The following is an 11,839-nucleotide window of genomic DNA, read 5'->3' as shown; positions in this document are numbered from 1 at the left end:
GGCGGATGTATGCCGAAACCTGGATTGGAGCCGTTTTTTGCCTGAAAAGTTGCAACATGTGCTGATCCTTGCCCATCCGGGGCATGAGCTCAGGATCCATCACTGGCTTGAGCTCAAGAAACCGCGAATCTACCTTTTGACGGACGGTTCAGGCGGACGCCATTCTTCCCGAACCCAATATTCACGCGACGTGGTGGAAGCTGCCGGCGCGACCGCAGGCGCGGTGTTCGGCGATATTCCCGACGCCACCTGGTATAAAGCGCTGTTGGCCAGGGATAGTGCCGTCTTTGCCGATGTGCTGACGAGAATCAGCGCCGATCTGTCTGACATCCATGAGGTGCAAGTCGTCTCGGACGCGGTCGATGGCTACAATCCGATGCATGATCTGGMCTTTGCATTCGGCAATGCCCTCAACAGGCGTCTGCAAGGCACGAAGCCGAGGCGCAAGCAGCTTTGCTCCGCCGCGGTTCCCAACGTGCCGGGGGCTGTCGAAGTGGAGATCCAACTGGATTCGGCTGCTCGCGCCAGAAAGACGGCTGCGGTCCAAGCCTATACGCCGTTGGCCGATGAAGCCCGCCAGATTTTGGAACGGGATCCGCAATGCTTTGACCGAGAACTTCTCATCGCGCAGCAGTTTGACTGGGATGCGCCCTGGACGCCGGAATGGGAGCGCATTGGCAAAGACCGCGTGGCCAAGAAGATCTACGACAGGTGCATCACCTTTAAGGAAAATGTGCAGCCGGTTGCGCAGCAACTGATGTCGGAAAGCACCCGAGAGCACGCGTCGCGGGAAGTCGAGCTTCTGCCTTCCGGCGCCTAGGCGCTGGACCTCGACCACTATCTGCGCTGATCTGAAAACAATGGTGAGCGCGATGGGATTCGAACCCATGACCTACTGATTAAAAGTCAGTTGCTCTACCGGCTGAGCTACGCGCTCCCGCGGGCTCGAAACGCTGCCCTCGAAATTGCGCGGAACATAGGGAGAGTGCCTCGACCGGTCAACCGGAAAAAGAGCATGGGCAAGCCAAGCTTTCCCGGCACTGCCTGGCCGCTTCGAGTAGAGCATCAAGGGCCGTCCGGAGCAGCCGAACGAATGGGCTCCAGGCCATCGTCAAGCCAGAGAAACTTTATAAATCAGCAACTTCATATTTTAACGCGGAACTATTGCCGGGCTCGCCCGTTCTCCCAGCACAAGGGACGTCAATCACCCTTTCGAAGGAGAAGAACAGTGAACAAGATCGTATCGGGTATACTGGCGACCACTTTGTCAGTTTCGTTTGCCGTGGCTGCCATGCCGGCTAATGCGGCTCAGATGTTCGTGCCACAGGCATCGGACTCGTCGTCGAATATTCTGAATGTCGGAGAGTCCCGCTACGGCCCTTCGCAGTGGCGTCATAACCGACATTTCAACCGCAACTTCAGCAACCGCGATTTCGGCAACCGTCGCAACTTTGCCCGAAACAACGACGGCGGCGTCTATTGGAATGGTCATCGCGGCTACCGCGAATACCATCGCGGCTATCGTCGCCATGGCGACAACTGGTTCCCGCTGGCTGCCTTCGCCACCGGCGCCCTGATCACCGGCGCGATCATCAACAGCGAGAACAACCGCGTCTATGAAGGCAACTCGCATGTGCAGTGGTGCTATGACCACTATCGCAGCTACCGCGCTTCGGACAACACCTTCCAGCCAAACTACGGTCCTCGCCGGGAGTGCAGTTCGCCCTATTGATCACAGGTGACTACCAGTAACTGGTAGTGTCGCGTAGAAAGGTCCGTGCTATGGCGCGGGCCTTTTAATTCGATCTATCGAAGTAGCATCAGCCTGCCCAGCTGATGCTCTTGATTATGTAATAACGCGCATCTGGTTCCCCATGCGGTGAGCGATATGCTCCGAGGGCGTCGCAAATTCGAACCGCCACAGCGCTAAGTTCCCACCCAAGCACTTCCAGGTCACCATCCGCATCCGTGACGTAAAGCTGGGTCAGTTCGTCGATGCTGTTCATCTCGCCGAACGTTCGAACCAGCTTTGCGTCGATCATGACATCGTCGGGCCAATTTGAAACTGCCCAAGCCCAGAGCCAACTCTGTGACTTAGCGGTCGTGTGACCGGCAATCTGGACCTCCGCAGTCACTCTAACGTCCCCGTCTTTGGAAAACAGAAGCCTTCTGGTTGCTATGTCATAGTCGTAGCGAGACCAGTGGCCGATACGAAAGTCTTTCTCCAAACGGTCATTCTTGACCTTCAGCTGTTCGATGGCTTCGTCGCGCCAAGCTGGATACCAGTCAGGCTTCATTCTCTCGCCCCAAGACCCTGATGATTTGCTTATGGCACACTCAGTGTCCTGCGCACAGCATCGCGCCAACCGGCCAGCTTGGTGGAGCGCGTCGGCGTGTCCATGTCCGGCTGGAAGCGCCGTTCGAGTGCCCAGCTTTTCGCAAACTTCCTGGCATCCGGCCAGACGCCAGCCCTCGAGCCGGCCAGCCATGCGGCACCGAGTGCCGTCGTCTCCAGAATGGTCGGGCGGTCGACCGGCGCGTCGAGGATGTCGGCCAGGCGCTGCATGGTCCAGTCCGACGCCACCATGCCGCCGTCGACGCGAAGCACTGTCTCGACCGACGCGCCCTTCCAGTCCTTGTGCATGGCATCGAGCAGATCCCGCGTCTGGTAGGCGACGGATTCCAGGGCAGCGCGTGCAAACTCCGCCGGACCGGAATTGCGCGTCAGCCCAAAAATGGCGCCTCGAGCCTCGGCATCCCAATGTGGTGCCCCTAACCCGACAAAGGCCGGCACCAGATAGACGTTTTGGGTCGGATCGGCCTCGGCCGCCAGCTTGCCGCTGTGCTCGGCCTTGCCGATCACCTTGATGCCATCGCGCAGCCATTGCACGGCAGCCCCGGCGATGAAGATCGAGCCTTCCAGCGCGTAGGTCGTCTTGCCGTTCAGCCGGTAGGCAATGGTGGTCAGCAGCCGGTTCTTCGAACGCACCAGATCGCTGCCGGTGTTGAGCAGCGCAAAACAGCCGGTGCCATAGGTCGACTTCATCATGCCCGGCTCGAAGCAGGCCTGGCCGATGGTCGCGGCATGCTGGTCGCCGGCAACGCCGAGGATTCTTATCTCGGCACCAAAGAGATTTTTCTCCGTGATTCCATAGTCGTCGGCGCAGTCTTTTACCTCGGGAAGCATCTTTGCCGGAATGTTGAGAACCGACAGCAGCTCGTCGTCCCAGGCGTTTTTCTCGATGTCGTAAACCAGCGTGCGCGAGGCGTTGGTGGCGTCCGTGGCATGAACCTTGCCGCCCGTCAGCCGCCAGATCAGGAAGCTGTCGATGGTGCCGGCCAACAATTCGCCCTTCTCGGCGCGTTTTCTCGCACCTTTCACCTTGTCGAGCATCCAGGCGATCTTGGTGCCTGAGAAATAGGGATCGAGCAGCAGGCCGGTCTTCCTGGTGAATTTCTTCTCAAGTCCCTGCTTCTTGAGCTTCTGGCAGAGCGGCGCGGTGCGCCGGTCCTGCCAGACGATGGCATTGTGGATCGGCTTGCCCGTCGCCCTGTCCCAGATGACGACAGTCTCGCGCTGATTGGTGATGCCGATGGCAGCGACATCCGAAGCGGCGAGGCCGGCTTTCTTCAAAGCAGCCTTTGCCGTCGTCACGACGCTCGCCCAGATTTCCTCGGGATCGTGCTCGACCCAGCCGGACGCGGGATAATGCTGGGTGAATTCCTTCTGCCCGCTGCCGACAACTTTCATCTGGCCGTCGAACAGGATTGCCCGGGTCGATGTCGTTCCCTGGTCGATTGCCAGCACAAAACCGCTCATTCAGATGTCCTCCGCCTTGATACAAACAGGGGAGACGGCAACATGCCGCCTCCCCCAATGTCACACGGGCGCGAGCGCCCGCATAGGACAGTCCTACTTCTGCCAGCTCTTCACCAGTTCGTCGTAGTTGATGGTGATCGGCTTTTCCTTCTCGTTCTCGATCTTGAGCTGAGGCGCGAGATTGCCGTTCTTGACCGCGTCGGCGTTCCAGTAGGCGAGATCGTGCTCTTCGGCCATCTTCGGGCCGATATCGCCCTGGACGCCCGACTTCTCGATGCGACTCATGACCTTTTCCTGCTCGCCGCACAGCGAGTCCATCGCTTCCTGCGCGGTCTTGGCACCCGACGACGCATCGCCGATCGCCTGCCACCAGAGCTGTGCCAGCTTCGGATAGTCAGGCACGTTGGTGCCGGTCGGCGACCACTGGACGCGGGCCGGCGAGCGATAGAACTCGATCAAGCCGCCGAGTTTCGGCGCACGCTCGGTGAAGCTCTTGTCGTGGATCGTGCTCTCGCGGATGAAGGTCAGGCCGACATGGCTCTTCTTCACGTCCACGGTCTTCGAGGTGACGAACTGCGCATAGAGCCACGCGGCCTTGGCGCGGTCGGTCGGCGTCGACTTCATCAGCGTCCAGGAACCGACGTCCTGATAGCCGAGCTTCATGCCGTCCTTCCAGTAGACGCCGTGCGGCGACGGTGCCATGCGCCATTTCGGCGTGCCGTCGTCGTTCAGCACCGCCTTGGCGCTGGCGTCGACCATCGACGCGGTGAAGGCGGTGTACCAGAAGATCTGCTGGGCAACCGCACCTTGTGCCGGCACCGGTCCCGATTCAGAGAAGGTCATGCCCTGGGCTTCCGCCGGGGCGTAGGCCTTCAGCCAGTCGAGGTATTTCTGAATCGAGTAGACAGCGGCCGGGCCGTTGGTGTCACCACCGCGTGCCGTGCAGGAGCCGACGGGCCGCGAATTCGCGTCGACCTTGATGCCCCATTCGTCGACCGGCAGACCGTTCGGAATGCCCTTGTCGCCATTGCCGGCCATCGACAGCCAGGCGTCGGTGAACCGCCAGCCGAGCGACGGGTCCTTCTTGCCGTAGTCCATGTGGCCATAGACCTTCTTGCCGTCGATCTCGCGGCCGGTGAAGAATTCGGCGATGTCCTCATAGGCCGACCAGTTGACCGGCACGCCGAGGTCGTAGCCGTACTTGGCCTTGAAGTCGGCCTTGTTCTTCTCGTCGTTGAACCAGTCGTAACGGAACCAGTAGAGGTTGGCGAACTGCTGGTCGGGAAGCTGATAGAGCTTCTTGTCGGGCGCCGTCGTGAACGAGGTGCCGATGAAGTCCTTCAGGTCGAGGTTCGGGTTGGTGACATCCTTGCCGTCGCCCGCCATCCAGTCGGTCAGGTTGCGCACCTGCTGGTAGCGCCAGTGGGTGCCGATCAGATCGGAATCGTTGACCCAGCCGTCATAGAGGTTCTGGCCAGTCTGCATCTGGGTCTGGATCTTCTCGACGACGTCGCCTTCCTGGATGACGTCATGCGTGATCTTGATGCCGGTGATGGCGGTAAAGGCCGGCGCCAGCACCTGCGATTCATACTGGTGTGTGGCGATGGTTTCGGAGACGACCTTGATGTCCATGCCGGCGAACGGCTTGGCTGCGTCAATAAACCACTGCATTTCGGCTTCCTGGTCGGCGCGCGAAAGCGTCGAGAGCGGGCCTATTTCCTTGTCCAGAAAGGCTTTTGCCTCGTCCATCCCGGCGTAGGCGTTGCCCACGCCGAGCAATAGGACAAGGGCAGTCGTTGATGTTAAAAATTGCCGTCGCATAAGTTTCCTCCACTGTTTCAGGTTTCAAGTGCGATCTGGAGCGGCCGCCGGCACGCGGTCGCTCCAACAGTTTCCCCCTCTATACGTAGCGGAACACGCCGATGGCGTAGACCACGGAGAGAGCGAGAGCCCACCAGAGGTTGGGTCCGACAAGACCCAGCCAAGCGAGATGGATAAAGGCGCTGCCAAGCAGCGATAGGAAAAGACGGTCGCCGCGCGTCGTCTCGAAGCGCAGGATGCCGACGCGCGGATTGCCTCCCGGCGAAGCGTATTCCCACACCGCCATGCCACACAGCAGCAGCAGAATGGTTGCGAAGAAGGCAGCCGTCGGCCACGTCCACGCCATCCAGGAGAGGTCGAAGTTCATTGTCATACCCTCCCCAGGGCGAAGCCCTTGGCGATATAGTTGCGCACGAACCAGATGACGAGCGCACCGGGGATCAGTGTCAGCACGCCAGCTGCGGCGAGCAGACCCCAATCCATGCCGGCGGCCGAAACCGTGCGGGTCATGGTGGCGGCGATCGGCTTGGCATAGGTGGTCGTCAGGGTGCGGGCGATCAGCAGTTCCACCCATGAGAACATGAAGCAGAAGAAGCAGGCCACACCGATGCCGCTGGCGATCAGCGGCATGAATATCTTGATGAAGAAACGCGGGAACGAATAGCCATCGATATAGGCGGTCTCGTCGATTTCCTTCGGCACGCCCGACATGAAGCCTTCGAGGATCCACACCGCCAAAGGCACGTTGAACAGGCAGTGTGCCAGCGCCACCGCGATATGGGTGTCGATCAGGCCGAAGGCCGAGTAGAGCTGGAAGAACGGCAGCGCGAACACCGCCGGCGGCGCCATGCGGTTGGTCAAAAGCCAGAAGAACAGATGCTTGTCGCCGAGGAAGCGGTAGCGAGAGAACGCGTAGGCCGCCGGCAAGGCCGCGGTCACCGAAATCACCATGTTCATCACCACATAGGTGATCGAATTGATGTAGCCCGAGTACCAGGATGCATCGGTGAAGATGGTGACGTAGTTGGCGATTGTCGGCGCGTGTGGATAGAGCGTCAGCGAGGAGACGATCTCGGCATTGGTCTTGAAGCTCATGTTGATGAGCCAGTAGATCGGCAGCAGGAGAACGATGATGTAGATCGTCGGCACGAGCCACCACCAACGCGATTCCTCGCCGCGACGCCGCATCAGCCGGGCGACCTCATCCTGCGACAGCGTGCTGGCCAGTTCTCCCGAAGCTGTCGTCTCGCTCACTCTGTTCGCTCTTTCGTTGGCGCCGCTCATCTCAGCGCTCCGCGTCGTAATTGGTCATCACGGTGTAGAACACCCACGACAACAACAGGATGATAAGGAAGTAGACGAGCGACATGGCAGCCGCCGGACCGAGGTCGAACTGGCCGAGCGCGGTCTTGACGAGGTCGATCGACAGGAACGTCGTCGAATTGCCGGGACCGCCGCCGGTGACGACGAAAGGCTCGGTGTAGATCATGAAACTATCCATGAAGCGCAGCAGCACGGCGATCAAAAGCACACGCTGCATCTTCGGCAGCTGGATGTAGCGGAACACTGCCCAGCGCGAAGCGCCGTCGATCTTGGCCGCCTGGTAGAAGGCATCAGGAATGGAGACCAGGCCGGCATAGCAGAGCAGCACGACCAGGCTCGTCCAGTGCCAGACATCCATGATGATGATGGTGACCCAAGCGTCGAACGGATCCTGGACGTAGTTGAAGTCGATGCCGAGCGCGTTGACGTAGTAGCCGAGCAGGCCGATGTCGTTGCGGCCGAAGACCTGCCAGATGGTGCCGACCACGTTCCACGGTATCAGCAGCGGCAGCGCCATCAGCACCAGGCAGACCGGCACGCCCCAGCCCTTTTTCGGCATGTTGAGCGCAATGAAGATGCCGAGCGGCACTTGGATGGTCAGAATGATGAAGGAGAAGATCAGGTTGCGGACCATCGCTTCCCAGAAGCGGCTGGAGGACAGCAATTCCTCGAACCATTCAGTGCCGGCCCAGAAGAAGACATTGTTGCCGAACGTGTCCTGCACCGAATAGTTGACGACTGTCATCAGCGGAATGACGGCCGAGAACGCCACCAGCACCAGCACCGGCAGCACCAGGAACCAGGCCTTGTTGTTCCAGGTCTTTTCCATCTATGCCCCCATCTCGACGCGCCAGGAATCGGCATAGATGTTGATGCCGGCCGGATCGAACCGGACTTTCGGTTCGGCGGGTACGCTCTCGTCCTCGCCGATGACCGCCGCGATGTCGCGGCCTTCCAGCTTGGCGCGAACCACCTTGTGGCGTCCGACATCCTCGACCTTGCTGATCGAGACGGCCATGCCGTCGCGGCCGAGCCGCACATATTCGGGACGGATGCCAAGCTCGATGGCGCCGCTGCCTGCCTTCGGCGCGCCCGGCAGTTCGATCCGTTGCGAGCCGAGCGTTGCCGTCTTGCCGTCGATTGCCACCGGCATGACGTTCATGCCGGGCGAGCCGATAAAATAACCGACAAAAGTGTGGCGCGGCCGCTCGAACAGTTCCGCCGGCGTGCCGATCTGCACGATGCCGCCGTCATACATCACCACAACCTGATCGGCGAAGGTCAGCGCCTCCGTCTGGTCGTGGGTGACGTAGACCATGGTGTAGCCGAAGCGGCGGTGCAGCTGCTTCAGCTGCGAACGCAGCACCCACTTCATGTGCGGGTCGATGACGGTCAGCGGCTCGTCGAACAGGATGGCGTTGACGTCGGAGCGCACCAGTCCGCGGCCAAGCGAAATCTTCTGCTTCTGGTCGGCGGTCAGGCCCCTCGCCTTTTTCTTTGCCCAGGACGCCAGATCGATCATCTCCAGCGTCTCGCGCACCTTGCGGTCGACATCGGCTTCCGGCACGCCGCGATTGCGCAGCGGGAAGGCCAGATTATCGTAGACCGTCATGGTGTCGTAGATGACCGGAAACTGGAACACCTGCGCGATGTTGCGCTCTTGTGTCGACAGGTTGGTCACGTCCTTGCCGTTGAACAGCAACTGGCCATGCGAGGGATGAAGCAGGCCTGAAATGATGTTGAGCAGCGTGGTCTTGCCGCAACCGGAAGGACCGAGCAGCGCATAGGCGCCGCCATCCTCAAACGTGTGATGCACTTCGCGCAGTGCGAAATCGGCATCCGTCCGCGGGTTCGGCAGATAGGAATGCCTGACATGATTGACGTCGATGCGCGCCATATCGCTCTCCTATGCCGCCAGCTTCGGCGCGCTGACGGCGCGGCCGTGCTCGTCGAAAACCATGATGTGGCGCGGATCGATGAACACCTCGACCACCTCGTCGGGCTCGAAATGGCGGATGCCGTGGGTCAGCATCACCCAACGCACATCGGCGAAATCGAGATGGATGAAGCTCTCCGACCCGGTGATTTCAGTGATCGTGACCTTTGCACGCACCGGTACAGCCAAGGCATTGGGCCGTTCGAGCGACAGATGATGCGGCTGGAAGCCGATCGTATAGTTGGCATCGGCAATGCCCGAGAGTTCGGCCGGCACCGGCAGTTTCACGCCGCCGTCGAGCAGGAAATCCGGGCCCTTCTTGGCGAGCACGATGGTGTTGAGCGGCGGATCGGCAAAGGTCCTTGCCGTCACCAGATCGGCCGGCTTGCGGAACACCTCGATGGTCGGGCCGAACTGGGTGATGCGTCCTTCGGAAAGTGTCGCCGTATTGCCACCGAGCAGCAGCGCTTCATGCGGCTCGGTCGTGGCATAGACGAAGATGGTGCCGGCGGCGGCGAAGATCTTCGGCAGTTCAGCGCGCAATTCCTCGCGCAATTTGTAGTCGAGATTGGCAAGCGGCTCGTCGAGCAGCACGAGGCTGGCATTCTTGACGATGGCTCGCGCCAGCGCGGTGCGCTGCTGCTGCCCGCCCGACAGGCTGAGCGGCGTGCGGTCGAGATAGGGCGTCAGCTTGAGCAGGGCCGCGGCATTGCGCACTTCCTTGTCGATCTTGGCCTGCTCGGTCCCGGCCACCCGCAACGGCGAGGCGATGTTCTCATAGACGGTCATCGCCGGATAGTTGATGAACTGCTGGTAGACCATGGCGATCTTGCGCTTTTGCACCGGCACGCCGGTGACATTCTGGCCATCGAACCAGACCGAGCCGGAGGTCGGCACATCGAGACCCGCCATCAGCCGCATCAGGCTGGTCTTGCCCGAAAGCGTCGGCCCAAGCAGGACGTTGAGCGAGCCATGCTGAAGCGTCAGCGACACGTCGCGGATATGCTCGGCCGCACCGACCGTCTTGGTGACGTTTCTCAGTTCCAGCATGACGCCTCCTCCCAGGCTTTCCGCATCAGCTCAAACCCCTCTTCATTCGGCAGCCGCGACATGCCGCCGGCTTATGCCGCGCATGAATTCATCGAGCGATGCCACCTGCTCGCGGCTAAGATGCAGGCCGCGCTTGGTCCTGCGCCATAGTACATCCTCGGCGGTGACGGCCCATTCGTTTTCCACGAGATAGCGTATCTCGGCCTCGTAGAGATCGGCACCGAAATTGCGGCCGAGATCGGCATTCGACTTGGCCAGGCCCAGCAGAACCTGTGCACGCGTCCCGTAAAGCCGGGTCAGCCTGCGGGCCAGGCGTGCGTCGAGGAAGGGATAGGCCGACTTCAGCTTCGTCACTTGCGCGTCGAAGCCGGTGGCCGGGAAATCTCCACCCGGCAACGGCGCGTTTGCCGTCCATGGCTTGCCGCGCTTGCCGAGGAAGCCCTCAATCTTTTCCAACATCGATTCCGACAATCGGCGATAGGTGGTGATCTTGCCGCCGAACGCATTGACGACCGGCGCAGCGCCCTCGCCACCATCGGCCTTGATCACATAGTCGCGCGTCGCTTCCTGCGCCTTGGAGGCGCCGTCATCGTAGAGCGGACGGACCGCCGAATAGGTCCAGACGATGTCCGGGCGCTTGACCGGTTGCGCGAAATATTCGCTTGCCGCGGCACAGAGGTAGTCGATCTCGGTGTCGCTGATTTTCACGTCATGCGGGTCGCCGGGATAGTCCTGGTCGGTGGTGCCGATCAGGGTGAACTCTTCCTCGTAGGGAATGGCGAAGATGATGCGTCCATCCTTGTTCTGGAAGAAATAGGCGCGCGGATCGTCGAATTTCTTGGCGATGACGATGTGGCTGCCCTGCACGAGGCGGACATTGTGCACATCGTTGAGGCCGACCACGCCGGACAGCACATGATCGACCCAGGGTCCGGCGGCATTGACCAGCAGCCTTGCCTTGATCTCCTCGGTCTCGCCGGTTTGCAGGTTCTCGATCTTGATCGTCCACAACCCATTTTCGCGGCGCGCTTCGACCACTTTCGTACGGGTGCGGATGGTTGCGCCGCGATCGGCGGCATCACGCGCGTTCAGCGCCACCAGCCGCGCATCATTGACCCAACCATCCGAATATTCGAAGGCCCTTTTGAACAGCGGCTTCAGAGGTTTGCCGGCCGGATCCCTGGTCATGTCCAGCGTCCTGGTCGCCGGCAGCAATTTGCGCCCGCCAATGTGATCGTAGAGAAAGAGGCCGAGCCTTATCAACCAGGCCGGACGCAAGCCCTTGGCATAGGGCAGCACGAAGCGCATCGGCCAGATGATATGCGGCGCGTTCTTCCACAGAACCTCGCGCTCCATCAGCGCCTCGCGCACCAGGCGGAATTCATAGAATTCGAGGTAGCGCAGGCCGCCATGGATCAACTTGGTCGATCCTGAGGAGGTCCCGCTGGCGAGGTCGCTCATCTCGGCGAGAAACACGGAAAAGCCACGCCCGACGGCATCGCGGGCAATGCCGCAACCATTGATGCCGCCACCGATGACGAAGATGTCCCGGATTGCGTCCAAAAAGCCCTCCCGCGATTTCGCATTGCAGCATTTTTAGGTTTTTACGAAACCGTATCGGGATTATTTCGAAATAATAACGAATGTCAAACGAAATATCACGGGCGCGTGATGATATGCCGATGCCGCTTAGCCGAGCGACGTCTCGATCAGTTGAACCTCGGCCTCCTGGCAAATCTTGCGCACTGACGGAATGTCGCAACRGTCGGTGATGAAGGTGTTGACTTGCGACAGATGTCCGATGCGAACCGGCGCGGTGCGCTCGAATTTGGTCTGGTCGGAAACCAGGATGACATGACGCGCATTGGCGATGATCGCCTGCGCCACCT

At 60.5% G+C, this 11,839-nt stretch carries 11 protein-coding genes, 1 tRNA gene and 1 pseudogene; 2 read left to right on the top strand and 11 right to left on the bottom strand.

Going from position 1 to position 11,839, the window contains the following annotated elements; genetic code table 11:
- Positions 1-37: 37 nt before the first annotated feature.
- Entirely contained in the window at positions 38-820 is a 783-nt protein-coding gene (locus AC1D0I_RS27555) for a hypothetical protein (protein ID WP_477399085.1), read from the top strand.
- Between the two features lie 41 nt (positions 821-861).
- On the opposite strand, the gene AC1D0I_RS27550 is transcribed toward AC1D0I_RS27555, so the two are convergent.
- Positions 862-937: transfer RNA gene (locus AC1D0I_RS27550), tRNA-Lys, on the bottom strand.
- Positions 938-1,228: 291 nt separating this feature from the next.
- On the opposite strand from AC1D0I_RS27550, the gene AC1D0I_RS27545 reads away from it, so the two are divergent.
- Complete coding sequence (locus AC1D0I_RS27545; RefSeq protein WP_477399083.1) at positions 1,229-1,732, top strand: BA14K family protein; 504 nt, start codon at positions 1,229-1,231, stop codon at positions 1,730-1,732.
- An 88-nt stretch (positions 1,733-1,820) separates the two neighbouring features.
- Here the strand turns inward: AC1D0I_RS27545 and AC1D0I_RS27540 are convergent, their stop codons facing one another.
- From AC1D0I_RS27540 to AC1D0I_RS27495, 10 genes and pseudogenes are all read right to left on the bottom strand, one after another.
- On the bottom strand, positions 1,821-2,297 hold the full coding sequence (locus tag AC1D0I_RS27540) for a DUF6882 domain-containing protein (RefSeq protein ID WP_477399081.1): 477 nt from the start codon (positions 2,295-2,297) through the stop codon (positions 1,821-1,823).
- Between the two features lie 29 nt (positions 2,298-2,326).
- Entirely contained in the window at positions 2,327-3,820 is a 1,494-nt protein-coding gene (gene glpK, locus AC1D0I_RS27535) for a glycerol kinase GlpK (protein ID WP_477399079.1), read from the bottom strand.
- Positions 3,821-3,913: 93 nt separating this feature from the next.
- The gene (locus AC1D0I_RS27530; protein WP_095085032.1) at positions 3,914-5,641 is read right to left on the bottom strand and encodes an ABC transporter substrate-binding protein; all 1,728 of its coding nucleotides are present in this window, start codon (positions 5,639-5,641) and stop codon (positions 3,914-3,916) included.
- A 79-nt stretch (positions 5,642-5,720) separates the two neighbouring features.
- On the bottom strand, positions 5,721-6,008 hold the full coding sequence (locus tag AC1D0I_RS27525) for a DUF2160 domain-containing protein (protein WP_477399077.1): 288 nt from the start codon (positions 6,006-6,008) through the stop codon (positions 5,721-5,723).
- A 2-nt stretch (positions 6,009-6,010) separates the two neighbouring features.
- Positions 6,011-6,925 carry a carbohydrate ABC transporter permease gene (locus tag AC1D0I_RS27520; RefSeq protein ID WP_477399075.1) on the bottom strand — a complete coding sequence of 305 codons (915 nt, stop codon included), beginning with the start codon at positions 6,923-6,925 and terminating at the stop codon, positions 6,011-6,013.
- Between the two features lies 1 nt (position 6,926).
- Complete coding sequence (locus AC1D0I_RS27515; RefSeq protein WP_095085035.1) at positions 6,927-7,793, bottom strand: carbohydrate ABC transporter permease; 867 nt, start codon at positions 7,791-7,793, stop codon at positions 6,927-6,929.
- The gene (locus AC1D0I_RS27510) at positions 7,794-8,861 is read right to left on the bottom strand and encodes an ABC transporter ATP-binding protein (protein ID WP_095085036.1); all 1,068 of its coding nucleotides are present in this window, start codon (positions 8,859-8,861) and stop codon (positions 7,794-7,796) included.
- 9 nt (positions 8,862-8,870) lie between these two features.
- On the bottom strand, positions 8,871-9,950 hold the full coding sequence (locus AC1D0I_RS27505) for an ABC transporter ATP-binding protein (protein ID WP_095085037.1): 1,080 nt from the start codon (positions 9,948-9,950) through the stop codon (positions 8,871-8,873).
- A 42-nt stretch (positions 9,951-9,992) separates the two neighbouring features.
- The gene (gene glpD, locus AC1D0I_RS27500) at positions 9,993-11,513 is read right to left on the bottom strand and encodes a glycerol-3-phosphate dehydrogenase (protein ID WP_477399073.1); all 1,521 of its coding nucleotides are present in this window, start codon (positions 11,511-11,513) and stop codon (positions 9,993-9,995) included.
- Between the two features lie 126 nt (positions 11,514-11,639).
- Positions 11,640-11,839: pseudogene (locus tag AC1D0I_RS27495) on the bottom strand (DeoR family transcriptional regulator); the annotation flags it as partial.

The organism is Mesorhizobium sp. P2_D1 (assembly GCF_056404455.1).
The sequence above is the reverse complement of the archived record's forward strand: the minus strand, read 5'-3'. Positions and strand labels throughout refer to the sequence as shown.

Bases quoted from the DNA above. Each gene is read 5' to 3' on its own strand.
- AC1D0I_RS27505 (WP_095085037.1), bottom strand. From the start codon at position 9,950: ATGCTGGAACTGAGAAACGTCACCAAGACGGTCGGTGCGGCCGAGCAT.
- AC1D0I_RS27540 (WP_477399081.1), bottom strand. From the start codon at position 2,297: ATGAAGCCTGACTGGTATCCAGCTTGGCGCGACGAAGCCATCGAACAG.
- AC1D0I_RS27515 (WP_095085035.1), bottom strand. From the start codon at position 7,793: ATGGAAAAGACCTGGAACAACAAGGCCTGGTTCCTGGTGCTGCCGGTG.
- AC1D0I_RS27530 (WP_095085032.1), bottom strand. From the start codon at position 5,641: ATGCGACGGCAATTTTTAACATCAACGACTGCCCTTGTCCTATTGCTC.
- AC1D0I_RS27525 (WP_477399077.1), bottom strand. From the start codon at position 6,008: ATGAACTTCGACCTCTCCTGGATGGCGTGGACGTGGCCGACGGCTGCC.
- AC1D0I_RS27510 (WP_095085036.1), bottom strand. From the start codon at position 8,861: ATGGCGCGCATCGACGTCAATCATGTCAGGCATTCCTATCTGCCGAAC.
- glpK (WP_477399079.1), bottom strand. From the start codon at position 3,820: ATGAGCGGTTTTGTGCTGGCAATCGACCAGGGAACGACATCGACCCGG.
- AC1D0I_RS27520 (WP_477399075.1), bottom strand. From the start codon at position 6,925: ATGAGCGGCGCCAACGAAAGAGCGAACAGAGTGAGCGAGACGACAGCT.